This is a genomic window from Candidatus Palauibacter sp., from assembly GCF_965208055.1.
Classification (GTDB): domain Bacteria; phylum Gemmatimonadota; class Gemmatimonadetes; order Palauibacterales; family Palauibacteraceae; genus Palauibacter.
On sequence record NZ_CBDBNY010000004.1, the window covers coordinates 1,184,185 to 1,209,767 of the forward strand.

23 protein-coding genes are annotated in these 25,583 nt (G+C 69.0%); 13 read left to right on the plus strand and 10 right to left on the minus strand.

Annotated features, from left to right (window positions below; translation table 11 throughout):
- Nucleotides 1-6: 6 nt before the first annotated feature.
- Together ACOGXI_RS05430 and ACOGXI_RS05435 are read left to right on the plus strand one after the other, a co-directional pair.
- Nucleotides 7-678 carry a hypothetical protein gene (locus ACOGXI_RS05430; protein ID WP_419937867.1) on the plus strand — a complete coding sequence of 224 codons (672 nt, stop codon included), beginning with the start codon at nucleotides 7-9 and terminating at the stop codon, nucleotides 676-678.
- A 35-nt stretch (nucleotides 679-713) separates the two neighbouring features.
- Nucleotides 714-1,838, plus strand: a complete 1,125-nt coding sequence (locus ACOGXI_RS05435) for a hypothetical protein (protein WP_419937868.1) — start codon at nucleotides 714-716, stop codon at nucleotides 1,836-1,838.
- Here the strand turns inward: ACOGXI_RS05435 and ACOGXI_RS05440 are convergent.
- The gene (locus ACOGXI_RS05440) at nucleotides 1,801-3,444 is read right to left on the minus strand and encodes an amidohydrolase (protein WP_419937869.1); all 1,644 of its coding nucleotides are present in this window, start codon (nucleotides 3,442-3,444) and stop codon (nucleotides 1,801-1,803) included. The two genes, ACOGXI_RS05435 and ACOGXI_RS05440, sit on opposite strands and share 38 nt — an antisense overlap.
- Before the next feature lie 346 nt (nucleotides 3,445-3,790).
- Between ACOGXI_RS05440 and ACOGXI_RS05445 the strand changes: the two genes are divergently transcribed.
- Both ACOGXI_RS05445 and ACOGXI_RS05450 read left to right on the plus strand, forming a co-directional pair.
- Nucleotides 3,791-4,411: a hypothetical protein gene (locus ACOGXI_RS05445; protein WP_419937870.1), complete on the plus strand. Its 621-nt coding sequence runs from the start codon at nucleotides 3,791-3,793 to the stop codon at nucleotides 4,409-4,411.
- Nucleotides 4,412-4,525: 114 nt separating this feature from the next.
- Nucleotides 4,526-5,596 (plus strand): PA0069 family radical SAM protein, encoded by a 1,071-nt coding sequence (locus ACOGXI_RS05450; protein ID WP_419937871.1) that lies wholly within the window; start codon nucleotides 4,526-4,528, stop codon nucleotides 5,594-5,596.
- Between the two features lie 16 nt (nucleotides 5,597-5,612).
- Here ACOGXI_RS05450 and ACOGXI_RS05455 read toward each other — a convergent pair whose 3' ends face one another.
- Nucleotides 5,613-6,581, minus strand: a complete 969-nt coding sequence (locus ACOGXI_RS05455) for a PDZ domain-containing protein (protein WP_419937872.1) — start codon at nucleotides 6,579-6,581, stop codon at nucleotides 5,613-5,615.
- A 108-nt stretch (nucleotides 6,582-6,689) separates the two neighbouring features.
- The gene (locus ACOGXI_RS05460) at nucleotides 6,690-7,535 is read right to left on the minus strand and encodes a prohibitin family protein (RefSeq protein WP_419937873.1); all 846 of its coding nucleotides are present in this window, start codon (nucleotides 7,533-7,535) and stop codon (nucleotides 6,690-6,692) included.
- A gap of 191 nt (nucleotides 7,536-7,726) precedes the next feature.
- Between ACOGXI_RS05460 and ACOGXI_RS05465 the strand changes: the two genes are divergently transcribed.
- Nucleotides 7,727-9,391: an N-acyl-D-amino-acid deacylase family protein gene (locus ACOGXI_RS05465; protein ID WP_419940160.1), complete on the plus strand. Its 1,665-nt coding sequence runs from the start codon at nucleotides 7,727-7,729 to the stop codon at nucleotides 9,389-9,391.
- 49 nt (nucleotides 9,392-9,440) lie between these two features.
- Here the strand turns inward: ACOGXI_RS05465 and ggt are convergent, their stop codons facing one another.
- Both ggt and ACOGXI_RS05475 read right to left on the minus strand, forming a co-directional pair.
- Complete coding sequence (gene ggt, locus ACOGXI_RS05470; protein ID WP_419937874.1) at nucleotides 9,441-11,177, minus strand: gamma-glutamyltransferase; 1,737 nt, start codon at nucleotides 11,175-11,177, stop codon at nucleotides 9,441-9,443.
- Nucleotides 11,178-11,302: 125 nt separating this feature from the next.
- Nucleotides 11,303-12,172 carry a cyclase family protein gene (locus ACOGXI_RS05475; protein WP_419937875.1) on the minus strand — a complete coding sequence of 290 codons (870 nt, stop codon included), beginning with the start codon at nucleotides 12,170-12,172 and terminating at the stop codon, nucleotides 11,303-11,305.
- Between the two features lie 100 nt (nucleotides 12,173-12,272).
- Between ACOGXI_RS05475 and ACOGXI_RS05480 the strand changes: the two genes are divergently transcribed.
- The 7 genes from ACOGXI_RS05480 to ACOGXI_RS05510 all read left to right on the plus strand — a co-directional run bounded on the left by ACOGXI_RS05480 (nucleotide 12,273) and on the right by ACOGXI_RS05510 (nucleotide 17,702).
- Complete coding sequence (locus ACOGXI_RS05480) at nucleotides 12,273-13,157, plus strand: DMT family transporter (protein ID WP_419937876.1); 885 nt, start codon at nucleotides 12,273-12,275, stop codon at nucleotides 13,155-13,157.
- A 79-nt stretch (nucleotides 13,158-13,236) separates the two neighbouring features.
- Complete coding sequence (locus tag ACOGXI_RS05485) at nucleotides 13,237-13,818, plus strand: RNA polymerase sigma factor (RefSeq protein WP_419937877.1); 582 nt, start codon at nucleotides 13,237-13,239, stop codon at nucleotides 13,816-13,818.
- Between the two features lie 8 nt (nucleotides 13,819-13,826).
- Complete coding sequence (locus tag ACOGXI_RS05490; RefSeq protein WP_419937878.1) at nucleotides 13,827-14,591, plus strand: zf-HC2 domain-containing protein; 765 nt, start codon at nucleotides 13,827-13,829, stop codon at nucleotides 14,589-14,591.
- The gene (locus tag ACOGXI_RS05495; RefSeq protein ID WP_419937879.1) at nucleotides 14,591-15,442 is read left to right on the plus strand and encodes a DUF4097 family beta strand repeat-containing protein; all 852 of its coding nucleotides are present in this window, start codon (nucleotides 14,591-14,593) and stop codon (nucleotides 15,440-15,442) included. Before ACOGXI_RS05490 ends, ACOGXI_RS05495 begins: the two co-directional genes overlap by 1 nt.
- Before the next feature lie 87 nt (nucleotides 15,443-15,529).
- A complete protein-coding gene (locus ACOGXI_RS05500; protein WP_419937880.1) occupies nucleotides 15,530-16,270 on the plus strand; it encodes a DUF4097 family beta strand repeat-containing protein in 741 nt (246 codons plus the stop codon).
- Between the two features lie 98 nt (nucleotides 16,271-16,368).
- Entirely contained in the window at nucleotides 16,369-16,944 is a 576-nt protein-coding gene (locus ACOGXI_RS05505) for a PadR family transcriptional regulator (protein WP_419937881.1), read from the plus strand.
- Nucleotides 16,941-17,702: a hypothetical protein gene (locus ACOGXI_RS05510; RefSeq protein ID WP_419937882.1), complete on the plus strand. Its 762-nt coding sequence runs from the start codon at nucleotides 16,941-16,943 to the stop codon at nucleotides 17,700-17,702. The genes ACOGXI_RS05505 and ACOGXI_RS05510 overlap by 4 nt, the downstream gene beginning before the upstream one ends.
- An 8-nt stretch (nucleotides 17,703-17,710) precedes the next feature.
- Here ACOGXI_RS05510 and ACOGXI_RS05515 read toward each other — a convergent pair whose 3' ends face one another.
- Entirely contained in the window at nucleotides 17,711-19,363 is a 1,653-nt protein-coding gene (locus ACOGXI_RS05515; protein ID WP_419937883.1) for an amidase, read from the minus strand.
- Nucleotides 19,364-19,471: 108 nt separating this feature from the next.
- Nucleotides 19,472-22,693 (minus strand): sialidase, encoded by a 3,222-nt coding sequence (locus tag ACOGXI_RS05520; protein WP_419937884.1) that lies wholly within the window; start codon nucleotides 22,691-22,693, stop codon nucleotides 19,472-19,474.
- Nucleotides 22,694-22,813: 120 nt separating this feature from the next.
- Between ACOGXI_RS05520 and ACOGXI_RS05525 the strand changes: the two genes are divergently transcribed.
- Nucleotides 22,814-23,431, plus strand: coding sequence for a Uma2 family endonuclease (locus ACOGXI_RS05525; protein ID WP_419937885.1), 618 nt, complete (start codon nucleotides 22,814-22,816; stop codon nucleotides 23,429-23,431).
- Nucleotides 23,432-23,530: 99 nt separating this feature from the next.
- Here ACOGXI_RS05525 and ACOGXI_RS05530 read toward each other — a convergent pair whose 3' ends face one another.
- From ACOGXI_RS05530 to ACOGXI_RS05540, 3 genes are all read right to left on the minus strand, one after another.
- Nucleotides 23,531-23,962 carry a PaaI family thioesterase gene (locus ACOGXI_RS05530; protein WP_419937886.1) on the minus strand — a complete coding sequence of 144 codons (432 nt, stop codon included), beginning with the start codon at nucleotides 23,960-23,962 and terminating at the stop codon, nucleotides 23,531-23,533.
- Between the two features lie 87 nt (nucleotides 23,963-24,049).
- On the minus strand, nucleotides 24,050-25,123 hold the full coding sequence (locus tag ACOGXI_RS05535) for a M48 family metalloprotease (RefSeq protein WP_419937887.1): 1,074 nt from the start codon (nucleotides 25,121-25,123) through the stop codon (nucleotides 24,050-24,052).
- Nucleotides 25,123-25,482, minus strand: a complete 360-nt coding sequence (locus ACOGXI_RS05540) for a Bor family protein (protein WP_419937888.1) — start codon at nucleotides 25,480-25,482, stop codon at nucleotides 25,123-25,125. Before ACOGXI_RS05540 ends, ACOGXI_RS05535 begins: the two co-directional genes overlap by 1 nt.
- Nucleotides 25,483-25,583: the final 101 nt, after the last annotated feature.

Consider the following 25,583-nt stretch of genomic DNA (forward strand, 5'->3'; position numbering starts at 1 on the left):
GCCGACGTGAAGCTGATTCGAAGAGCCGCCACCGCCTTCACCCTCTGGATCTTCGCAATCTGCGTCTGGGCCGCCGTTGCCCACCTCACGAGCCTGCCCGGGCCGGCGAAGGCGAGTACGGCGACCCTGGATCGCGTCGCGGCCGCACTGGAGCGGGCGGATCCACCGGGAGCACTCGGAGGGCCGCAGCGCGCCGCCGCGGCACAGTTGCGGAGGACGGCACACACCGCCGGACGCGTCAACGGCCGTATCGAACGCGTCGTGGGGGGCTGGATCGACGATCTGGGGCATGGCGCGGCCCACAGCCGGCATATCCAAGTCGAATCCCCGATGCACCTCACCCACCCCGGCGGCTGGGTGACGCTCAACGGCGAGCGCCGCATCACGATCAGAATGGACGCGAAGACCGCAGCACGTTCGCGCGCACCCGGCGGGGGCCTGTGGATCGATCGGACCGAGAAGGCTCCGGCCGGGTCGGCCGAGGCGGACCTCCGGCTGCGCGCGGCGCGCCACGGCGAGACATGGTCGCTGAGAGCCGCGGAGGCGCGGTCCGCGCTGGATGAGGCGGCGATCCGGCTGGACATCGATGCCAACCTCGACCGGAAGAAGCTCAAGGAGCGGATCGAGAAGCTGCTCGATCTGCTGGAGGAGCTCCAGAACTTCGAGGGCGGTCGGTAGCTCGCAGGTTTTTCGGGACACGACTCCGGAACCCCATGACGCACCGCGGCGGGCGGGCCGGCGCGGCCGGGATTCTGGCTGCGATCTCCATCGCTGGCGTCTCGCTCACGGGCGTGGTGCCCGCCGCATCCGCTCAGGCGACGCACGCAGGCCACGGCGGGGCGCCGGACGGGGGCCCACCGACCACGTCCACCGCGAGCATCCGGATCGTCGACAATCCGCAGCGGAAGGAACTCGCGATCATCCTGGGTCCGATCGACCTTCCGGCCCGCTCATCCCACCACATGGCCCAGCTGCCCGTGCAGGAAGGCGTCGTTCCCTTCGACCTGACGATCCGGGGGTATCGCACGCACATCATCGATGGCCGGGGCGAGCCGGTGCCGCGAATCGTGCTGCATCACATGAACCTGCTCGACCCGGGACGGCGGGAGCTGTTCCTGCCGATCATGCTGCGCGTGCTCGCGGCGAGCCACGAGACGCGGCCCGTGAGCTTTCCCGGATGGCTGTTCGGCATTCCGATGAAGGGCGGTTCGAGATTCCTCGCGCTCACGATGCTGCACAATCCGACGGACGTGGACTACGAGGGCGTCACGGTCCACCTGACGCTCGAGTACGAGCGCTTCGCCTCCCTGCCCCTCTACCCGGTGGCGCCGTTTCATCTCGACGCGATGTACCCCGAGGTCTCCGCGACGAAAGCCTGGGACCTTCCGCCCGGGCACTCGGTCAAGACATGGGACGCGAGTCCGGCGATCCGCGGGCTCATCATCGGGCTCGGCGGTCACCTCCACGCGCACGCCTCCCGGCTCCGCTTCGAGAACCTGACGACGGGCGAGGTGCTCTACGACATCCGCCCGAAGCTCGATGAGGAGGGGCACGTCGCGGGCATCCCGGCACTCATGCACAGGGGGCGCGGCGTGGGCGCGCTCGTCGTCCCGGAGCACCGGTACCGGATCACCGTCGAGTACCGAAACCCCTTCGATACGGTGATCGAGGACGGGGGCATGGGTTCCATCGCCGGCGCCTTCATCCCGCTGGAGAAGTGGCCCGCGGCGAATCCCCGGGAGGCGTTATTCGCCGCCGACTACGATTGGGTCCTCCACGGCCAGGTCGAACACGGGGCCGTCAGTTCTCCCGGCGGTACTCCGCGCGACCGCCGATGATCGTGTAGTCCACGACGGTCTCCAGTATCTCGTCCGCGGGAATCGTGAGAATGTCCCGGGAAAGGACCGTGATGTCCGCCAGCTTCCCGACCTCGAGCGTCCCCTTGAGGTCCTCCTCGAAGGCGGCGTACGCGTTGGCCCACGTATACGAACGCAGCGCTTCCTCGCGCGTCATCGCCTGCCCCTCGAAGAACGTCCCCCCATCCTCGACCAGGCGCGTGACCGTACAGTGGAAGCTCGCCAGAGGGTCCGAATCCTCCACCGGGGCGTCCGTCCCGTTCGTCACGATCGCTCCGGCCCGCATGAGATCCTGCCACACGTAGGCGCCCGAGCGCGCCCGACCCTCGCCGAGCCGAAGGGTCACCCACGGACCATCGGAGCAGGCGTGGACCCCCTGCATGGAGGCGATGACCCCGAGTTCCGCGAAGCGCGGAATATCCGCCGGGTCGATGTGCTGCGCGTGCTCGATCCTCCAGCGCGGGTCGCTCACGTCCGCGTGGTCCGTGAAGGTGCGCTCGTACAAGTCCAGCACCTCGCGGTTCGCCCGATCCCCGATCGCGTGCGTATTCACCTGATACCCCCGCTCGATCGCCAGCCGCGCGACGCGCTCGATCTCCTCCGGCGGCGTCGTCGGCAGCCCGGTGGACGACGGCATGTCCGCATAGGGCTGGAGGAGCCACGCGCCGTGCGACCCCAGCGCCCCATCCGCAACCTGCTTGATCGACCGCACCGTGAGCCGGTCGCCCCCGTACCCGACCATGTAGTACTCGTCCAGCCGCCCCTCGAGCGTCTCCGCCCCGCCCTGCAGCATCACGTAGAGCCGCACGGGCAGCGCGCCCTCCTCCGCGAGCGTTCGGAGCAGGTCCACCGTCCCGAAGCCGGAACCCGCGTCCTGGAAGCTCGTGACGCCCTTCCGAAGCAGATCCTCGTTCGCGAGGCGTACCTGTTCACGGGCCCGCGCCTCGCGCTCGGCCTCGGAGCGGTTCGCCTCTTCCTCGCCGAACGCCGCCCGCGCCAGGCGCTGCGCGGTCTCCCGCAGGACGCCGGTGGGTCGCCCCGCCGCGTCATGCACGATCTCTCCGCCCGGAGGGTTCGGGGTGTCCGCGTCGATCCCGGCCAACTCGAGCGCTCTCTCGTTCACGAAGGAGGCGTGTCCGCTGGCATGCGTCAGGATGACCGGATTGGCGGGGGTCACCGCGCTGAGGCCGTCGTGGACCGGCTGTCCCTCGACCATCGGATCGGGCGCCGCGCTCCACTTCTCCTGATGCCAGCCCCTGCCGCTGATCCAGGCGCCCGGTTCCGCGCTCGAGGCCGCCTCCCCCACGAGGCTGACGATGTCATCCCAGGTGTCGGCGGTCGTCAGGTCGAGGATCATGCGGGCGTTCCCCAGACCCATGAAATGACCGTGGCCTTCTATGAACCCCGGGATCGCGAGCCGACCCTCGAGGTCGATGACCTCGGTGTCTTCCCCGATCCATCCGGAGACATCGTCGTCCGCCCCGAGCGCCACGATCCGCCCGTCCCTCGACGCGAGGGCGCTGACCGCTTCCCCGCCCTCGCCCGCCAGGGTCGCGATCTTCCCGTTGGTGAGGACGAGTTCAGCCACGCCCGTCGCCGGATCCGCGGCCGCCGCGCCACCCGATTCCGCTGAGTCGCCGGCGTCGGTCGCGCAGGCTGCGAGGGCGAGAAGAAGAAACGATCGGACGAGAACGGACGGTACTTCGCGATGTCGAATCAACTGTCGAACCATGGTGTCCCTGACCTCGATGTGAGCGGTTCGGCTGATCATAGCGGCCCGCCAATGATGGCGCACAGCACGCGCGCGGGATCCTCTCCCTCAGCTACCCGGCCGGAGCCCGCGCGGGTACGTTCCCGAGAGTCCCCGGGGTTGCCGGTCGCTCCGCGGATTTTCCGAAAACGAGGTGGGAGAGGACCGACGTGAGGGGCAGGTGATGGGTAGAACGCGCAACTTTGGAAGGTGGGGGGCCGGTCTCGCGCTGGGCCTCCTCTGCGCCCTTCCGATGTCGGCCGAGGCGCAGATCGGCATCCTCGCGGGCTACAACCGCGACACGCTCGAGGAGTTCCTGCCCGAGAACGGATTCGACCTCACGGACACCACCGGTGGGTATCACGTCGGCGTGTTCCTGAACTTCAATCTCGCCACCTTCTCCCTCCGGCCGGCCCTCATCTACCATCGCATGCCGGCACTCGTCGCCATGGCCGGTGACGAACGGGTCCGGTTCGACATCGACATGGTGGAGATTCCGCTGGATTTCCGCATCCGACTTCCCCTGCCGGTCGTTCAGCCCTATGTGCTGGGCGGGCCCGTCCTGACCTTCCCGTCCAGCACGTTTTCGGGCGTGGACGACCTCCTCACCGCACGCCCCGTTCGTGCGGAGTTCGGAGTCGGCCTCGAACTCGACCTGGGTCTCCGGCTCTGGCCCGAAGTGCGCTACGGATTCGGGATCGGCTCGCTGATGGAGTCCGACGTCGCCATCGGATCCCGAGTGCTCCAGGGCGATGGAGAACCCCGGCACGACACTCTGACCCTCCGCTTGGGCATCAGTTTCTAACAGACCGCATCCCGCAGGATCGGCGGACTTGACCCTTCGACCGCCCATTCACCATTATGGCTCCGGGTTCCCGAATAAATACCGAAATCAGCGGTCCCGAGGATGCGGAGGACAATGCCCGGAGTTTCGGAAGAACGGCGCTCGATTCGCGGGCGTGGGAGCGCGCACAACCCGGCGAACCGCTTCCTTCCTCTCGCGGTTGAGCGGGAGGCCTGGACGCTCGTGTCCGATCCGGATCCGCAGACGGAGATTCTGGTGGACCGCTCCCGCACGATCATCTCCTACAACAACAGTCCGGACCTCGGTTTCGACGCGAGCCTGAACCCGTACCGCGGGTGCGAGACCGGGTGTTCGTACTGCTACGCGCGACCCACGCACGAGTACTTCGGGCTCTCTGCGGGACTCGACTTCGAGAGCCGGATTCTGGTGAAGCCGGAGGCCCCGGCGCTGCTCAGACGCGAACTGGCCTCGCCGCGGTGGAAACCGCAGGTGCTCGTGCTGAGCGGGGTGACGGACCCGTACCAGCCCGTGGAGCGCCGCCTCGGGATCACTCGCCGCTGCCTCGAAGTGCTGGTCGAAGCCCGGAACCCGGTCGGGATCGTGACCAAGCACCACCGGGTGACGCGGGACATCGACCTCCTGCGCGAACTCGCGCGTTACGACGCCGTGCGGGTTCAACTCTCCATCACGACGCTGGATCGCGCGCTGCAGCGAAGGCTGGAGCCGCGGGCCTCGACCCCCGAGCGGCGGCTCGACGCGATCGCGCGCCTGGCGGACGCGGGCATCCCGGTGGGCGTGAACGTGGCGCCCGTGATCCCCGGACTCACGGACCACGAGATCCCCGCCATCGTGGAGGCGGCGGCGCAGGCGGGGGCGGGGCGGGCAATCTACATCATGCTTCGCCTTCCGTTCGGGGTCGCCGCCCTGTTCGAGGACTGGCTGCGGCGGAACTGTCCGGACCGGGCGGACAAGGTGCTCAACCGCATGCGGGAGTTGAGAGGCGGGAGCCTCTATGCGTCGAACTACGGCGAGCGGATGCGCGGGCGCGGCCCGTTCGCCGAACAGGTCGCGCGGCTCTTCTCACTGGCGCGTGCGAAGCACGGAATCGAGCCGCGCGACTACGACCTCGCGGCGGAACACTTCCGACCGCCGCGGGCCGGCCCCCAACTGGGCCTGTTCGACTAGTGTGGCGGCAACGGCGCTAGCCGTCGAGGCCGTCCACGCCCCGCCGCCGCCACCGGAACGGATCCTCCGGTTCCTCCAACTCGACCGTGAGCGTCAGCTCCGCGCCGTCGCGGACGATGCGTACCGACACCTCGCCCGGCTCGACGTCCGCCAGGGCCTCCCGCAGGTCGCCGGGGTCGTCGATGTCCTCGTCGCCGAGTCCGACGATCACGTCGCCCGCCCGCAGGCCGCCCTCCGCGGCCGGCGTATCCTCGTGGACCGAGGTGACGAGGACGCCGCCTTCCACGCCGAAGTACTCCGCGAGCTGGTCGCCCAGGCTCTGCGTGTTGGCGCCGAGCCGCGGGCGCCCCGCCAAGTAGAAGGCGCGACCCATTCCCTCGGCCGCCTCCCGAACCCGTACCTCCATCTCGCGCGCCCGTTCCTGCAACTCGCGCGCCCGCTGCAACTCGCGCGCCCGCTCCCGCGCATCGCGCGAAGACGAGGGGTAGACTCGCGTCAGCTCGACCTGCGGAGACAGGAACGTCAGGCCGCGGGCCCCCGAGAATATGCCCATCCGATCGCCGAGTTCGACGGACACGTCGCGTTCCGCCCCGTCGCGGAGCACTGTCAGATCCACGACACGCCCGGGCGGCGTCTCGCTCACCAACCGTCGAAGTTGTGCGACGCTCTCGACGCGGTCGCCGTTCCAGGCCACGACCACGTCTCCCTCCTCGACGCCGGCCTCGGCCGCCGGTTCGCCATCGATGACGCCGTCGATGTAGACACCGTACGGGCGAGACATCCCGAGCTCCGAGGCGCGATTCCCGTCGACATCCAGGATCTCCACGCCGAGGTACGCGCCACCCCCGGAAAAGGCCACCCGGACCTGTTCGCGCCGCTCGTCCTCATCCTCCTCCTGGGCCGCGACGGGCGCCAGGCTCGCGTACAGCCCGGCGACCAACGCGACCGCAAGCCCGACCGCGAGCGCATCCTTCCAGTTCTTCATGTATCCTCCCCCGGGATCATTCCCCAAGTCGTGAGCTACCGCCTTCGTTTCCTGCCGGGTCGGACACTCCGGGGAGGTCGGCCGGTTGCCCGGCTGTAGCAGCTCCGGCTAGCGGTCCGGCGCGAAGAAGAGCGGGATGCCCCCCTCGGTCGGCGCGATGACCATGTTGTTCTCGCCCTCGCCGATCTTCCCGAGCATCTCCAGGTAGCGCCAGTACAGGTAGCGCTGGCCCGAGATGCCGGCGAGACTCTCCGCGATGATGTCCTGCGCGTCCCGGATACCCTCGGCCTCGGCGCGCTGCTGGTTCGCCTGTTCGACGACGACCTGGGTCTGGTACTCCTCGGACTGCACCTGCTGCTCGCGCGACAGCTTGGCCTCGATCGCCTCCCGGATCGTCTCCGGCGGCACGACCTCGCGCACGAAGAAGTCGGTGATCTCGACCCCGCGCGGATTGAGGCGGCTCGTCATCAGGGCCTCGATGCGGCCGGAGATGCCCGTCCGGTTCGTGGACAGGATGTCGGAGGCCTCGATCTCGGCGATCGCGTCGCGGATGGCGGAGCGGTAGGTGTTGTAGACGAACGAGGCGACCGCGTTCTCATTCCCCACCGTCAGGTAGAGATGGACGACGCTGTCCGCGTTGATCCGGTAGCGATACGCCGCGTCGACGGCGATCTGGAGCTGGTCGGAGGTGAGGGCGTCCAGACGCTCGGCCTGGCCGCCGGCGGGATACTGGACTTCCCGCAGCGGATAGTTCGTCCACGAGCGCAGGATGTTGTGGTGCAGCCCCTGCGTGTAGGGGCGGGACGCGACGGCCCCGGTGACGGGGTTCCGTTTGACCGCCACCTCGTACTCGTCGATGCGGTTGAAGCCGAACACGAGCAGGATGAGTACGAAGAGGATTCCGGCGACCGCAGCCACCGTGCCGATGCGAAGCGATTTCACTGATTGAGCCATTCTCGTCCTCCCTGAAACCGAGACAGTGCCCGCAGGCGGCGAGGCCGCGCGGACGGTATCGTTACGTGGGTTCATTGCAAGGTAAGCGCGCGGTCGCGCCAGTCCCACCTCGCGGGCAGAACCCTGTGGCCGCAGCTACACTCCTGGCGGGAGGATCATTCGTGATTCGACAGATCTTGCGCGCCGCGCTGATGGCGCCGGTCGTTGCGTGGGCCTGCGCGGCGCCGGCGCCCGATTACGACATCCTCATCCGCGCGGGGACGGTCTACGACGGGTCCGGAGACGCCCCGCGCGCCGCGGACGTGGCGATCGCCGGCGACACGATCGCGGGCATCGGCGACTTCGCCTCGGCGTCCGCCGGCCTGACGGTCGACGCGGCCGGGCTCGCGGTGTCCCCCGGCTTCATCAACATGCTCTCGTGGGCGACCGAGTCGCTCATCGTCGATGGCCGTTCGCTGAGCGACATCCGCCAGGGCGTTACGCTCGAGGTGTTCGGCGAGGGCAACTCCATGGGACCGCTGAATCCGGAGATGAAGGCGGACATGCTGGGCCGTCAGGGCGACGTGCGCTTCGAGGTGCCGTGGACGTCGCTCGGGGAGTACCTGGACCACCTCGTGGAACGCGGCGTCGCGACCAACGTCGCCTCCTACATCGGGGCCACGACCGTGCGCGTGCACGAGGTCGGCCACGAGGACCGACCCCCGACGCCCGACGAACTCGGGCGGATGCAGGATCTCGTGCGGGAGGCGATGCGCGAGGGCGCGCTCGGCGTCGGATCGTCGCTCATCTACGCCCCGGCCTTCTACGCCGACACCGATGAACTCATTGCGCTCGCGAGCGCGGCCGGCGAGTTCGGCGGCGGCTACATCTCCCACATGCGGAGCGAGGGGAACCGGCTCATCGAGTCCGTGGACGAACTGATCGCGATCGCCCGGGAAGCCGGCGTGAGAGCGGAGATCTATCACCTGAAGGCCGCCGGGAGCGACAACTGGGCGAAGCTCGGCGAGGTCATCGAGCGCGTGGAGCGGGCGCGGGAGGAGGGACTCGAGATCACGGCCGACATGTACACCTACACGGCCGGCTCGACCGGGCTCGATGCGGCGATGCCGCCGTGGATCCACGAAGGTGGCCACGCCGCGATGATCGAGCGCCTCCGCGACGCCGAAACGCGCGAGCGGATCGCGGCGGAGATGCGGACGCCCACCGATGAGTGGGAGAACCTGCTGCTCGCCGCCGGCTCCCCCGACCGCGCCCTCCTCGTCGGCTTCCGCCAGGATTCCCTCAAGTACCTGACGGGCCGCACGCTCGCCGAGGTGGCGGAGTCGCGGGGCACGGGCATCGAAGAAACCGCGATGGACCTCGTGGTGCAGGACGACAGCCGCGTGGGGACGGTCTATTTCATGATGTCGGAGGACAACGTGCGGCGTCAGATCGCGCTGCCGTGGGTGAGCTTCGGGTCCGACGCGGGATCGCTCGCCCCGGAGGAACCTTTCGTGCGCTCGAGCACGCACCCGCGCGCGTACGGCAACTTCGCGCGGCTGCTCGGCCGGTACGTGCGCGACGAAGGCATCATCCCGCTGGAGGAAGCGGTCCGGAAACTCACGTCGCTGCCGGCCGCCAACCTCAGGCTGGAGGGGCGCGGCCGGCTCGCGCCGGGATATTTCGCCGACGTCGTGATCTTCGACCCCGCCACGATCGCGGACCATGCGACGTTCGAGGAGCCGCACCGGCTGGCGACGGGCGTCCGCGATGTGTTCGTGAACGGCGTGCGGGTGCTTTCAGGGGGCGTGCCGACGGGCGCCACACCCGGGCGCGTGGTCCGGGGCCCGGGGTGGGAGGGCGCTCCCCGGCCGTGACGGGCCAGGAAGGCCCGGAGCCGTCAGCCGTCAGTGTTCCCGCAGCCGGCTAGTTGCCGCGGGCGCCGCCGTCGAAGGCGCGGCTGTCGGAGGCGCCCCAGCGGAGTCCCGTGTCCCAGTCGATGTAGATCCCCATCGCCTGCCCCTGTCCGCCCCGGGTCCGCGTCGCGTGTCCCAAGCCTTCGTAGAGACGCTTCGTGTCGGGCGAGAAGCCCCACTCCTCGAACGAGGTCACGTCGGGCAGCCACTGGTGGTGGATGCGGGGCGACTCGATGGCCCGGCCGAACTGCGACCCGGTCATCCCGTGGTCGACGACGTTCAGCACGACCTGCAGCGTGGTGTTGATGATCGTCCGTCCGCCCGGACTCCCGATCGCGAGCACCGGCCGGCCGTCGCGCGCGACGATCGTCGGCGTCATGCTGGACAGCGGCTGCTTCTCGGGCGCCACGAGATTGGGCGGCGTCCCGATCGTACCGCGTGAATTGGTGCGGCCGGGGACCGCGTTGAAGTCGCCCAGTTCGTTGTTCAGCAGAAAACCCGCGCCGGGGACGACGATGCTGGACCCGTAGCCGAACTCGAGCGTGTACGTGACCGCGACGGCGTTCCCCTCGGCGTCCACCACGGAGTAGTGGGTCGTCTCCTCGCTCTCGTGCAGGAAGGCGCCGTTGAAGGCCGCCGAATCACTCCGGGAGGCGCGCTCCATGTCGATGCTCGCCCTCAGGAGCCCGGCGTATTCCTTGGAGGTCAAACGGTCGATCGGCATCTCCGGATTGAACTTCGGGTCTCCGAGATGGAGCGCCCGGTCCGCGTACGAGCGCCGCATCGACTCGGTGAGCAGGTGCAGGTACAGCGCCGAGTTGTGGCCGATCTCCGCCAGGTCGTATCCCTCGAGGATGTTGAGCATCTCCACGAGCCCCGTGCCGCCCGAACTGGGCGGCGGCATCGAATAGACGTCGTAACCCCGGTACGTCCCGTGGATCGGGGTCAGCTCGTCCGCCTCGTAGCGCGCCAGGTCTTCCTCCGTGATGAGACCTCCGTGCTCGGCCATGAAGTCGGCCAGCAGCTTCGCCGTCCTGCCGCGGTAGAAGCCGTCGTGTCCGTCGCTCCGGATGCGGCGCAGCGTCTCGGCGAGGTCCGGCTGCCGGAAGGTCTCCCCCGGCTCGTACAGGCGGACGCCGTCCTTGAGGAAGGCCTGGCGGGTCGCGTCGTAGAGCGGCCCTGCGCGGCCAGGCAGGGAGCGGAGCCAGTTCTGCATCGCCCACGTGGAGGGCATGCCGTCCTCGGCCAGCCGGATCGCCGGTTCGACGAGATCCGCCCACGGCAGCCGGCCCAGGCGCTGGTGCGCCTTCCACATGCCGGCCACGGTGCCGGGCACCCCGACGGCGAGCAGGCCGATGTGGTTCGAGTTGTCCCGGACTTCGCCGTTTGCGCCCAGGTACATGCGCTCCGTCGCCGCGAGCGCGGCCTTCTCGCGGAAGTTGAACGTCGTCACTTCCCCGTCCGCCCCGTGGTACACGAGGAAACCGCCGCCCCCCACGTTGCCGGCCGAGGGCAGCGTCACGGCCAGCGCAAAGGCCGTGGCCACCGCCGCGTCGACCGCGTTACCGCCCCGGTTCAGAATCTCCTGGCCCGCTTCCGAGGCGAGGTAGTGGCTGCTCACGACCATGCCCCCCCGCGACGGCGCCGCCATGCGGCCCGACTGGGCGGCGAGCGGCGCGAAGACGACCATGGCGAGGGACGCGCACAGGGCGAAAGTTCGGGCGGCGAACGCGTGCTTCCGGGGCATCGGGAGGCCTCCTCCAAGGGTGTCGCGGACAATGTCGCGCAGTCGTGGGCAGACGTCGGGCAATGTCGGGTGACTCCGCGCAGCCGGAAAGAGCGGCCGGAAAGAGCAGCCGGAAGGGAGCCTGGTCAATTCGAGGGCGGCACGAGCGCGACCGCGCGCAGGGGACCGCCCGATCCGCCCGAGATCTTCATCGGGAGGGCGATGACCGTCGCGCCGCGTGCCGGAAGGCGGTCGAGGTTCGTGAGATTCTCGAGACCCGGCGCGTTCGCCGCGGCGACGACCTGGTGTACGATGAAATCGGTGGACGCCCCGTAGTCGATGGAAGCCACATCGGCTCCGAGGGCGGCGGCTCCGCGCTCCTCGACGAGGAGGCGCGCGGCCGCCTCGCCGTAGCTCGGAAAGTGGAGTTGCGAGGCATCCCCGGGCGTGTCGTCGCCGAGGTATGACAGGGCGTCGGGCCAGCGCGCGCTCCATCCCGTACGAAGGAGAACGAGGCTCCCGGGCTCGATCCGGCCGTGCTCCGCCTCGTGCGCCTCGACATCGGCCACGGTCAGCCGATAGTCGGCATCTTCGGCCGCCTGAGCGGCCATATCGATCACGACCGCCGGACCGATGAGCCGCCCGAGCGGGATCGATGCGACGTCCGGCCCTCCCTCGAGGAAATGGATGGGGGCATCGATGTGGGTGCCGCCGTGCTCGGCCGTCGCCAGGGCGTAGGCGGAGTAGAAGTAGCCGCCCTCGGTCTCGCCGAAGGCCAGTTGTTCCAGCGCGAACCCCGCCGTGTCCGTCGGCCAGTACACCGTCTCGTCGCCGAAGGCGTGGCTGAGGTCCACGAGGCTGTAGCCTTCCAGGTCGAGCGGTCCCGGAGCTTCCGCGCCCGAATCCTCCGAGGCGGCGGGTGTGTCGCCAGGCGTCTCCACCCAGACCGAACAGGCCACCGCCGCGCACCCCAGGAGGGCGGCTGCCACCGCACGCGAAAGCTCCGAAATCGCCATGTGCCTTCTCCCTTCCCTCCTTGACCGCCCCGGGCGTGATCCGGGGCGTGGTCCGGGCGTTGAAAGTGGCGACTCGCGGTTGGCGAAGCGAGATTCGCGCATGCGCAGGATCACTCGGGGTCTTCTCGTCGTATTCCTTGCCTCCCTCGGATACGGGGCCCTGCCGATCTTCGCCAAGCTCGCGCTCGCCGCGGGAGTCGACGTCCTGCCGCTGCTGGCGTGGCGCTTCCTGCTCGGGAGCGGCTTGCTGTGGATCTTCGTCGTCGCGACCGGGCGGCCCCGGCCTCCGCGCGGACGACTGACCGGCCTCGTCCTGCTCGGTCTGCTGTACGCATTCAATTCGGTGTGCTACATGCTCGGCCTCGACCGTCTGCCGGCCTCGGTCGCGACGCTGGTCCTGTTCAGCTATCCGGCGATGACCGTGCTCCTGGCGCGGTTCTGGGTCGGCGAGCGGCTGACTCTGCGTCGCATCGCCGCCCTGGTGCTCACGACCATCGGGTGCGCGCTGACCGTCGGAACCGGACTCGGAGGGGGCGATGCGCTGGGCGTGGGACTCGTCATGCTCGCGGTCGTGTTCCTGGCGTCGTGGATCGTGCGGAGCCACGGAGTCTTTGCCGGGCTTCCACCCATCTCTGCCACGGCCACGGTACTGGCCTCCACCGCCGTCGCGATCTCGGTCGCGGGTCTCGCCACGGGGGGAATCGGCGTGCCCCTCGCCCCCACACCGCTTCTCCTGCTGGGCGCGCTCGGCCTCTTCTCGACCGCCATCCCCATCACCGCCTTCCTGATCGGGATCCAGTGGATCGGCCCGGGCAGGGCGGCGACCGCCGCCGCCATGGAGCCCGCCGTGACGCTCGCGCTCGCCGCCGCCGTGCTGGGCGACCGCCTTTCCGCCGGACAGTGGTTCGGCGCCGCGCTCATCCTGGCCGGCGTGATCTCGCTTCGGGTCGAGCCCCGGGCGGATGTCGCCGACGGTCACCCCTGATGCGCGCGCACCTCGCGGCACTCCAACCTTCCGGGCGCAGGGTGCGTCTCAAGATCGAAACAGGAACGCGGACCAGGACGTGATCGAACCGAACGGCAAATCCCGGGAGCATGGGCCGGACGCCGGGGTGGAGGGGCAGCTTTCCGCCGGCGTCGGGGCGGACGTGCGGGCGGCGGCGTTCGGGGATGACGAGGCGTTCGAGCGCATTTACCGCACCCACGTGTCGCGGATCTACGGCCTCGCGTGCCGAATGGCCGGGAGCGAACGGGCGGACGAACTCACGCAGGACGTCTTCGTCCGGGCGTGGGAGAAGCTCGGGACGTTCCGCGGCGAATCGGCTTTCAGTTCGTGGCTGTACCGGCTGGCGGTGAACCTCATGTGCAGCCGGCTGCGAGCCCTGAAGCTGCAGAGGGAACGGGAGACGGCGAACGAGTTTCCGCTGGCGGCGGCCCGGGCGCGACACGACAGCATCGAGATCCGCCTCGACTTCGAGGTCGCTCTCGAACGGCTCCCGGATGGGGCGCGCGAGGTCTTCGTCCTGCACGACATGGAGGGATACAAGCACCGCGAGATCGCGGAGCGGATGGACATCACGGCCGGTACGTCCAAGTCCCAGCTGCACCGGGCGCGGATGATTCTGAGACGGCACCTGGACAGGTAAGTGAGCCGATGACAGATCGAGAACAGCGGAAGGATCGCTTTCGGGACCGTCTTTCAGAGTACATCGACGGCAACCTCGGCGCCGAGGAAGAGGTCCTGGTCGAGCGGCACCTGGAGCGTTGCGAGGACTGCGCCCGGACGCTCGTCGAGCTCGAGGCGGTGGTGGACCGGGCCGCGGGCCTCGGTCCGCGCGAACCCGCCGAGGATCTCTGGCCCGGCATCGCGGCACGGATTGGCGCCCGCTCCGCCGGTGTCGCGGGCGCGGCGCCCGACATCTCCGAAGCGCCGACCCGGCGCAGATCGCCCGCCCGCCGCATCGCGCATTTCGCGCCGCAACTCGCGGCCGGCGTGGCGCTGGTGTGGCTCTCCGCCGCTCTCGTGTGGATGGCCGTGGCGGGGGACGACATCGAGGGGAACCCGGGCACCGCGGGCGCCGTCCCGGGGCTCGGCGCTCCGTCGCTCCTGCCCCCGGCCGTGCGAAGCGTCTCGACGCTGGAATCGACGCTGGAGGACGGCGGGTCGAGCGCCGAGGAATACGCCCGCCTCATCTCCGAACTCGAACGCGTGCTGTTCGACGCGGAGCGGCCGCTGCCGCCGGAGACCGTGGCGCGTATCCGCCGCGCTCTCGTGACGATCGACCGGGCCATCGAGGACGCTCGGGCGGCGCTGCTCGAGCTGCCCGATGACCCCTACATCCGGCAACACATGGAGAACACGATGCGGCGCAAATCGGAGTTCCTTGTCCAGGCCGTACAGCTCGCGGCGACAGACTGATGGCCCCGGCGACGATTTTGCTGGCGGCTCTCGCAGCGACGAACCCCGGCGCGCGCGATACGACGTTCGCGGTGCCCGAGGGCGCGCGCATCGAGATCGAACACCGCGACGGAGATATCCGCGTGATGGGAACGGGCGGCCGGGAGGCGCGGATCGTGCTCGACGACGATGACGGCAGCATTCGCGTGCAATCTTCGGGTGGCACGATTCGGCTCGGCACGAGCCGGGGCGGCGACGGCGCGGACTTCCTCATCTGGCTTCCGGAGGATGTTGACGTGAGCGTGGCCGGACACGAGGGCGACATCACGGTCTCCGGCATCGTCCGTGGCGGGGTGACCGTGAGAACGGCCGACGGAGACGTGGAGATCGACGGGGCCGCCCGCGTCAGCGTCGCCACGCTGGACGGCGCCGTGACGATATCCAACTCCGGGCCCGCGACGGTCAGCGTGACGGACGGCGACGTGTGGCTCGACCGGGTCGCGGGAGAGGTGAGCGTAAGCGGCATCGACGCCGACGTCGTCGTCACGAACGCCGAAACGCGGGCCATCGCGGTCACCGTTGTGGACGGTGACGTCTGGTACGACGGCGCCCTTCAGGCGGACGGCAGCTACTCGCTCAGCACCCACGACGGCGATGTGACGTTCGCCGTCCCGGAGAACGCCGGGGCGCGCATCTCCGTGTCCACCTTCGATGGAGAACTCGTCCCCTCCTTTCCCGTCCAGTTCCGGGGCGGCCGTCTGCGGGGCGGCGAGTTCACGGTCGGGGACGGATCCGCCGCCGTGACGCTGAAGTCGTTCGACGGAGACATCCTCCTCATCCGGCCGGGGGAACGCACCCCCGACCTCGACTAGCTACGAACCCACGAAACCGGGAGCAGCATGATGCGGAATACCGTACGGAATACAGCGCGACCACTCGCCGCGGCAGCGGCCTGGCTGATGATCTGGGGGGCAGCCGAAACGCGGGCCCAGGACTTCGAATGGCAGGGCTCCGTGGATCGCGGAGACGCGGTCACGATCCGGGGCGTGAACGGCTCCATCACGGCGAGCGCCGCGAGCGGCAGCCAGATCCAGGTGCGGGCCACGAAGGAATGGGATGATGACGATCCGGATTCGGTCCGCATCGAGGTGGTCGAGGACTCGCGCGGCGTCCTGATCTGCGCCGTCTACCCGTCGCGGCGCGGGCGGGACCCGAACCGGTGCGGGCGGGGCGACGACTACGAGATGAGCGTCCGGAACAACGACGTGAAGGTACACTTCACGGTAGAGGTTCCGGCCGGCGTCGAACTGGAGGCCCGGAGCGTGAACGGGGGCATCGAGGCGCGCGGCATCGCCGATGAGGTGGAGGCGCGCACGGTGAACGGCGGGATCGCGATCGAAGGCGACGGTCCGGTGTCGGCGGAAACCGTGAACGGATCGATCGAGGCGCGACTGGGAAGCGCACCTTCCGAGGACCTCCGCTTCAAGACCGTGAACGGAGGCATCCAGCTCGTGCTTCCGACCGGGACCAACGCGGACATCGACATCCGGACGGTCAACGGCTCCATCGACACGGATTTCCCGCTCACCATCCGCGGGCGCTGGGGACCGAAATCCGCTTCCGGCGAGATCGGCGCGGGAGGCCCGGAAATCGAGGTGAGCACGGTGAACGGGAGCATCGCCCTCGTCCGCGGAGGCTGAAGCGCGGCGTCCTCGGGCGCTCTCCGCTTGACACCGCTATAACGGTGTTTATATAGTAGGTATATCTACATTGGTATACCGAAAACGAGAGCGCCCCGATGAGCCTCGACCATATCCTGCTGGGTCTGCTGCGCGAGCCGGCAACTGGCTACGACCTTAAGGACGCGTTCCGCGAGGGCGTCGGGCATTTCTGGTCGGCCGAACTCAGCCAGATCTACCCGACCCTCAAGCGGCTCGAGCGGAGGCGGCTGCTCCGCAGCCACTTGGAGCCGTCCCCGAAAGGGCCGAACCGCCGCGTCTACACGCTGACGGAAGAGGGCCGCGCGGAGCTTCTACGCTGGATCTGCGGCGATCCGGTCGTAGGGACGGAACGGTTCGCGTACCTCGCACAGATCTACTTCATGGACACGCTGGGCGACCTCCGGCAGACACGTGCGTTCATGACAGCGCTGCGAGACCACCTGACGCGTTGGCTCGCCGAACTGCGGGCCCTCGAACGGGAGATCGTCGCGGCCCACGGCGGTGCGCCAGAGCGGTACAGCGACGCCGGATTCCATCAGTTCGCGACGTTGCGGATGGGGATCCACTCGATCGGGTCGAAGGTGACGTGGTGCAATGAGACGCTGGCGGCGATCGACCGGCGGCTCGCGTTGCGCCCGGAGCGCGTGTCATGACCCCGCTGCTCGACGTCCTTCTCAAGGCACACGTCGCGGCCGGCTTCGTCGGTCTCGCCGCATTCTGGATCCCCGTGTTCGCCCGCAAGGGAGGTCGCCTGCACGTACGGGCGGGACTCGTCTATACCTGGTGCGCGTACATCGTGACCCTGTCGGCGGTCATCGTGGCGGCGGGGCGTATCGGCACCCATTTGAGTCAGGGTGTCGGAGTGACGGAGCGGCCCGACCTCTACGGCTTCGCCCTGTTCCTCGGCTACCTCGGGGTGACGACGTTCGCCATGGTGCGCCAGGCGATGCGGGTCGTGGCCACGCGCCGGACCCCGGAAGAACTGCGTACCCCGTTCCACGAAGCGCTCGCGTGGGCGTCGATCGCCGGCAGCGTCGTCGTCGTCGCCTTCGCGCTGGGTGTGTGGTCCGACCTCTCGCCGGTGCTGCTGGGGCTGAGCCCGATCGGCCTCTTCACAGGGCGGGGCATGCTGCGGCTCATGCGAACCCCCGGGGCGGAACGCATGGGCTGGTTCTACAGCCACATGGGCTCGATGCTCGGCGGCGGCATCGCCTTCCACACCGCGTTCTTCGTCTTCGGGGCGCAGCGGCTCTTTCCGTACGAGATCGCGGGATCCCTGGGCATCCTGCCCTGGATTCTGCCGGCGGCAATCGGCATTCCGGCCATCGCCGTCTGGACGCGGTTCTACCGGCGGAAGTTCAACCCGGCGGAGCGGAGACCCCGCTCACGACCATCGGCCGCCGGAGCCTGAAGCGGCGTTCAGCCGAGCGTTGCGGCAAAGGTGGGCGCCCTGCGCTGCTGTGTGGCCTGCTCGTAGGCGTAGGCGATCCGGAGCAGCGTGGGCTCCGTCCAGGCCGGCCCGAAGAACGAGACGCCGGCCGGAAGTCCGCGCACGAACCCCATCGGCACCGTGATGTCCGGGTAGCCGGCGATGGCGGCAGGCGCGGCCGACGACCCTCCATCGAGCCTGTCGCCCTTGATGTGGTCGGTCGGCCACGGGAGGTCGCGCGTGGGCGCGACGATCGCATCGAGGTCGTGTTCCCGGGCGAGGCGGTCGATCCCGTCCTCCCGGTTCGCGCGCTGAATCGTGGCCACGGCGTTCCTGTATTCGGGGTCCGTGAGCGGCCCGCGCGCCTGGGAAGCGATCAGGCGCTGCTGCCCGAAATGGGGCATCTCGCGGTCCGCGTTGCGCTCGTTGAACTCGATGACCTCGGCGAGGCTCTTCACCGGCGCGTCCGACCCCAGTCCCTCGAGATACGCGTTGAGGTCGGCCTTGAATTCGTATTCCAGCAGGACGAGCGAGAGCGGGTCGTTCCACGCCGCCGCGTCCATGTTCGCGGGATCGATGATGACCGCGCCCTCCACCCGCATCGCCTCGACCGCCTCGTCGAAGAGCGCGAGCACGCGCGGGTCGAAGCCGGGGAAGCTGCGCACGACGCCGATGCGGGCCCCCTGGAGCCCCGCCGCGTCGAGGAACTGCGTGTAGTCCGTGTGCGCGCGGCCTTCGCTCGCGGCGGTGGCGGGATCTCGCGGGTCGACGCCCGTGCAGGCGCCGAGCAGGGCCGCCGCGTCGCGGACCGTCCGGCACATGGGTCCCGCCGTGTCCTGCGAGTGCGAAATGGGGATGACGCCGGCCCGGCTCCACAGCCCGACCGTCGGCTTGATCCCCACGATCCCGTTGCTCGACGAGGGGCACATGATGGAGCCGCCCGTCTCCGTCCCCACCGTGAGCGCGCACAGGTTGGCCGACGCCGCGACGCCGGAGCCGGAACTCGAGCCGCAGGGGTTCCGGTCGAGCGCGTAGGGGTTCCGGCACTGGCCGCCCCGCGCGCTCCAGCCCGAGGTCGCGCGCACGCCGCGGAAGTAGGCCCACTCGCTGAGGTTCGCCTTGGCAAAAGGTATGGCGCCCGCCTCTCGCAGCCGGGCGGCGATGAACGAGTCCTGCGGCGGGACCGACCCCTCCAGCGCCAGCGACCCCGCGGTCGTCGTCATCCGGTCGTGCGTATCGATGTTGTCCTTGAGCGCGACCGGAATGCCGTGCAACGGGCCGCGGACGCTGCCCGCCGCGCGCTCGGCGTCCAGTTCGTCGGCGATGGCGAGCGCGTCGGGGTTCGTCTCGATGATCGAACGCAGTTCCGGGCCCTGCCCGTCCAGCGCCTCGATGCGTTCCAGGTACATCTCCGCGATGGAGCGGGCCGTGCGCTCGCCCGACGCCATGCTCGCCTGGAGTCCGTCGACCGTCGCCTCGTCCAGTTCGAACGGCGGCACCGCCATCGCGCCGCCCGCATCGCCCTCCGCGCTCCCGGCGGCGACATCGCGCGATCCGCCCTCGGGCGCGCAGCCCGACGCGACGGCAACCGCGCCGAGTCCCCCGGCAACGCCGACCCCGATGAAGCCTCGTCGATCGATCATGGCGTTCCCCTCTCCTAAGCAGCTTTTTCGCGCGTCGTCAGCCATCGCGCCAACCATCGCGCCGAATCCGAAAGACGTTCCCGCGGGAACGTCCCGCGGCGCCGCGGCTCAGAACGCGTCGTCGGTGATGATGAGCATGCCGAGCCCGCGGAGCGTCTCGTTGAGCGCCGCGACGTCCGTCCGCACCAGCTCTTCCAGCTCGGCCAGGTGCGCCTCCAGCGCCTCGTGGAGGATCACCTTCACGTCCATCTCCTGGTCCGTGGGCCGGAAGTCCGCGATCGACAGCGCACCTGTCAGGTAGCCGAGCTTCTGGAGGAGCCGCGCCTCGAAGCGCACCCCGTCCTGTCCCTGCCCCGTGAGCCGCAGGTCGACCATCGTCTCCTGCAGGTCGATCAGCTTCTGCCGCAGGTCGTCCACCGACGCGGAGAGATCCCCGTCCTCCGCGAACCGCGCCAGCGTTCCGAGCTGCACACGCATCGCCTCCACCCGGTGCACCGCCTCGCCCGCCCGCACGACGTCCTCCCGCACCTCGCGGATGAAGGCCAGTTGCTCGGCGATGTCCGCCTCGGTCCCGGCAGAATGCGGGTCCTTGAGTACGGTCAGCGGCTGCTCGTGCGTCTCCCCGTCCGCCGTGAGGCGCACCGTGTACTCCCCCGGCGGCATGAGTATCGAGATCTGCTGCCCGCCGGGCGCCGGCCTTCCCTCCTCGCCCACCTCGATGTGCTCGGCGTACATGGGCGGCGTGAGCATCCGAATCGGCTCGTTGGGTTCATCCCGCAGGTCCCAGTGGATCCGGTTCACACCGGCGCGATTCGGCCCCTCCAGCGTGCGCACCACAGCGCCGTCGCCGTCCAGGATCTCGATCGTCGGGGCCTCCGAAGCCTCCGCCGCGAGCCAGTAGTTGAGCGAGGCGCCGTACTCCGGGTCCTCTCCGATCGTGGGGTCGTCGTACGGGATCGAGGGCGGCGTGATGGGCCGGAAGCGGTACGCGTCGCGCGGCGCGAACAGGTGCGAGGCCGACGCCATCACCTCCGGCGTCATCTGCTGGATCGGCGACAGGTCGTCCAGGATCCAGAACCCGCGCCCGTACGTGCCGACCACGAGGTCGTTGAAGTGCTCCTGAACCACGATCCCCGACACGGGCGCCGCCGGCAGGTTGTTCTGCAGCGGCTGCCAGTCGTCCCCGTCGTTGAAGGAGACGTAGATCGCGTTCTCCGTGCCCACGTAGAGCATCCCCGGCCGCACCGGGTCCTCGACGATGATCTTCGTGTAGCTCAGCATGCTGGGCGGGATCCCGTCGACGATCTTCTCCCACGAGGCGCCGAAGTCGCGCGTCCGGTAGACGTGCGGGTCGCGGATGTTCACCTGGTGGCCGTCCGCCGCGATGTAGGCGGTGCCCGCGTCGTAGCGCGAGGGCGCGATGCTGCGCACGGCGATCCACTCCGGCAGCCCGCCGACGTTGCCCGTCACGTCCGTCCAGTTCGCCCCGTTGTCCCGCGTGATGTGGAGCTTGCCGTCGTTCGTGCCCGCCCAGATCAGGCCCGCCTCGACCGGCGACTCCGCGATGCCGAACACGGTGCCCGCGTACTCCACGCCGATATTGTCGCCCGTGAGCCCGCCCGAGAGCCCCATCCGGCTTTGGTCGTTCAGCGTCAGGTCCGGGCTGATAACGTCCCAACTCTGCCCGCGGTTCCGCGTGCGGTGCACGTGCTGGCTCCCCACGTAGACCGTCTCGTTGTCGTGCGGGGAGATGTGGACCGGCGCGTCCCACACGAAGCGGTAGCGGACGCCGGAGGCCGGCCCGCGGCTCTGCTCCGGCCACACCTCGACGGGCCGGTACTGGCGGCGCTCCTCCTCGTAGCGGACGACGATCCCGCCCACCATCCCCGACCCGGAGGCCGAGGACCACACGATGTTCGGGTCGGTCGGATCCGGCGTGGCGAAGCCGCTCTCCCCTCCCCCGACGTGGTGCCACGTGCCGCGCGGGATGTGGTTGATGCGCCGGGTGCCGAGGATGCGGCTGTTGCTCGGGCCGCGGTAGGTCGGCTCATCCTGCTTGTTCCCGAGCACGTTGTAGGGGACCGCGTTGTCCACCGTCACGTGGTACATCTGCGCGTTCGTGAGCCGCTGCCGGAACCACGTCTTCGTGCGGTTGATCGAGATCGACAGCCCCTGGTCGTGCGCCACGATCATGCGGTCCGGGTTCGTGGGATCGATCCACATGTCGTGGTGGTCGCCCCCCGGCGCCTGCGGGCGCGGCGTCACGTCGAGCGTGCGCCCCCCGTCCGTCGACACCGTGAAGGAGGCGGTGAGGAAGTAGGCCTCGTCCTCGTCGTCCGGCGAGATGACGACGCGAGAGTAGTAGTGCGGGCGCCCCATCGCGTTCCGGTTGCGGGTGATGAGCGCCCACGTGCGGCCCCCGTCCTCCGAGCGCCACAACTGGCCGTCCTCCGTGGGCTCGCCATCCCACGGGATCCCGTCGCCCGTCTCGAGCATCGCGTACACGCGCTGCGGGTTGGAGGGCGCGACCGCGACGGCCACCTTGCCGACCGGCTTCTTCGGCAGGCCGATCGCGTTGTCCGGGCCGTTCAGCTTCTCCCACGTGTCCCCGCCGTCGCGCGACACGTGCAGGCCCCCGCCCGGACCGCCGCTCGTGCGCCCCCAGGTGTGGATCTCGAGCTGCCACGTGCCGGCGAAGAGGATGCGCGGGTTGGACGGGTCCATCGCGATGTCCGAGCACCCCGTGTCCTCGTCGATGAAGAGGACGTGCTCCCAGTTCTCGCCCCCGTCCATCGTGCGGTAGACGCCGCGCTCCGGCTGCGGCCCGTAGGAGTGGCCCAGCGCGCACGCGAAGACGATGTCCGGGTTCGAGGGATGGATGACGAGGCGCGGGATCCGTCCCGTGGGCTCGAGTCCCATGAGGGTCCACGTCTCCCCCGCGTCCGCCGACTTGTACACGCCCTGCCCGATGGAGATGTGGCTGCGGATCTTCCCCTCCCCGGTCCCCGCCCAGACGATGTTGGGATCCGCGACGGAGACGGCGAGCGACCCGATCGACTGCACCGGCTGGTCGTCGAACATCTCGTCCCAGTTCACGCCGCCGTCGGTCGTCTTGTAGATCCCGCCCGAGGCCGCGCCCACGTAGTAGGTGTACGGCTGGCCGGGGATCCCCGCCGCCGCGCTGAAGCGGTTCCCCTCCGGCCCAATGTTCCGCCATCGGAGCGTCTCGTAGGCGGCCGGGTCGGGAGCCGACTGCGCCGCCAGCGGGGTGACCGCCGGAAGCGAGAGGATGAGAAGCGCGAAGAACGCGCAGAAAGGTCGGACGCGCATGTTGTGCCTCGCCGGGTTGAGCTGGACGGATGCCGAGAATGTGCCGGAACGCACGGTGCGCCGGGAAACCCCGGCTGACAAGACCGCCCTTTGCCGGTCGCAGGTGTTGTTGAAGGCCGGATGATGGCGCTCGGCATGGTGGAGTTGGACTTGGAGACGATTCCCGCCCGGAGCTATGATGTGCCGACCATGCCGCTACCCTCGATCACCTGGCAGGACGTCCAGCAGATGCCGGACGATGGCAATCGCTACGAGGCGATCGAGGGCGACCTGTACATGACGCCTGCACCGTCGATCCGTCACCACCGTCTCACGAGGGCGCTCTACGACGCCTTCAAGCCCCTCCTCCACAAGCCGGAGTACGGAGAACTGTTCTGGGCGCCCGTGGGCGTCGAGTTCCCGGCGACGGGCGAGGGCGTTCAGCCGGACCTCATGTTCGTGTCCAACGAGCGTCGGGGGATTATCGGGGAGGCCGGGATCGTCGGGGCACCCGACCTCGTAATGGAGATCCTCTCCCCTTCGACGGCGATCCGCGATCGCACCATCAAGCTCCGGCTCTACGAACGGCAGGGCGTGGGCGAGTACTGGATCGTCGATCCGGACGAGAACGCCATCGACGTGTGGCGATTCGGGGAGCAACCTGCGCACGAGCGCTTCACGGGAACCCTACCGGTCAGGCTCGGAGCCGAAGCGGTGGGCGTGATCGATCTGGAGGCCGTGTTCGCTCCCGACCTCTGATCGCCAACCCTCAGATCCAGACGTTCGAGTCGGCGGTGAGGTCGCCGCATTCATCGCCGGTGTTTACGACGCCGCGGGGTTCGACGAGCATCAGCTTCTCTAGTCCGGGGAGACCGATGAGCTCACTTTACGAATCGTCCCTTGAGCGGTGGCGCACAGAGTCTCGGAACGGCCGGATGCCGCGAAGATGTCACAGCGGCACACGGCTTGCCGCCTGCCATGATGGACCACGCCGGCCCGCGCGACCAGGGAATCTCCCGCCGCGGGACGCAAGTAGTTGATCTTGAACTCGGACGTGACCACGCCGGGGCCGAGTACGCTACCGCCCGCAAACGCCAAGGCGTTGTCCGCTGCGTAGCTCAGTACGCCGCCGTGAACGTGGCCGTGTTGCTGCCTTACGTCCGGCGTGACCGGCACCCGGATCACCGCCAATCCCGCCGCCAGACTGAGCAACTCGGCACCGAGCAGGACGCTGAACGGTTGGGACGCCAGCACCCTCTTTCCTATTTCGTGCAGATCGTTCTTCATCATGCACCAGCCCGGGGTTCGCTCACCGATTAGACGAAGCAACCGGGAACTGGCCGTTCTTCGCGATCGTCGCACCCGCAATCGCGTTACTCACTGGCGCGCGAACTCCGGGAGCAGCTCCTCCCCGGCGCGAATCTTGGCCTCAATTTCCTCGATGATCTCGCCCAGGCGCACGAAGCGCTCGGCCGTAGTGGGATGCGTGCCGGCATACGAAATCGCGCTCGGGCTGATGCTCGCGAACTTGCGCCAGATGCCGGGCACTCCCTCCAGCGGATGTCCGGCTCTCGCCACGATGTACGCGCCCACATAGTCCGCCTCCCGCTCGAAGTCCTGCGAGTATGCTTCGGCGGCGGCCTCCATGAACTCGAGCGTGGCGCTACTGTCCGCGTCGACATCCCCGCCCGAAGCGACATCGAGCACTGCACCCAGCAACCCCCCCAGAATGAGGTTCTGGATGCGCGCGTCGCTGTGTCCCATGGCGTTGTGGGCGATCTCGTGCCCGACGATGGCGGTCAGCTCCTCGTCGTCGGCGAACCGCATCATCGGCCACGGTACTATCACCCGTTCTCCGTCCGCGTAGGCGTTGATGTCGCCTTCCGCCGTTACGACCAGATCGTAGTTGCAGGCGGTCACCGGCGTCGCCTCGACCGTCAACAACGATCCGCCGCGCTTCACCTCCAGTCGCACGCGTGCCGCTTCGGAGCTCGCGATGGCGTCGGAAAAGGCCTCGGCTGCCCCTGCCCCCCGGGGAAGGGGTCGGCCATCGGTCCGCAGCACCCTGTCGCCGGGAGCCAGTCCAGCTTCGCTGGCGGGAGACCCCTTCGCGACGCCGAGGACCGTCAGGGTGTCGGTCAGGGAGAGAGCGACCGCTGCGGCCCCGGCGAATCCATCGGCGTAGTTGTCGATGGTTCGCGCCCGGACGCCGATCGTCTCGGTGGTCTGGTCGCGGCACAACGGCGTCGCGGCGAGCAGCAGCGGGAACCCGATATCGTCCAGTCGGCGCTGGGATCTCGCCAGTTCCTCGATCACGAATCGGCGCTGGATGGCCTCCTCGGCCGCGACGGCTCCGGGCGACACCTGCGGAGGGCGCGTCGCCGGCGCCGCGCAGGCGGAGAGAAGGAACAGAAGGCCAATCGCTGCCCTTGAGCTGGAACGGCGGTTCATCACCCGTCCTTTCCGGTAATCGTCTGCCCCTGCGTATCGTCATCCGCCTCCTCCTCGTCGGAGGATCCTTCGCCACAGATGACGGTGATCGACATCGGAGTGTAGATGCCGAGCGTGAGGAACCCGACAAGCTGGTTGAGAAACGAGAGCTGCGTCTCCACGGCGGCGACGCCCCGCTCTCCGCAATCCTCCTCGCCGTCCACATCCCCGGGCGGAACGAGCCCGTTGATGTACGCCGATGCCATTGAGTGATCTACCCGGTCCGGGCCGGGGGCGATCCCCGTTCGCACGGTCGCTTTGTAGCAGCCGCTTACAAGCGTCATGAGTACCAGCACGGTTACGAGTCTTGAACTTCTCATCGCGTTCTTCCTTTCGGCGGTGGCAAGACACGTATGTTACGACTTGGAATCCGATCTTTGGGCGAGAGATTGGGCCGTTTCGGCGAGCATTTGGCGATGAC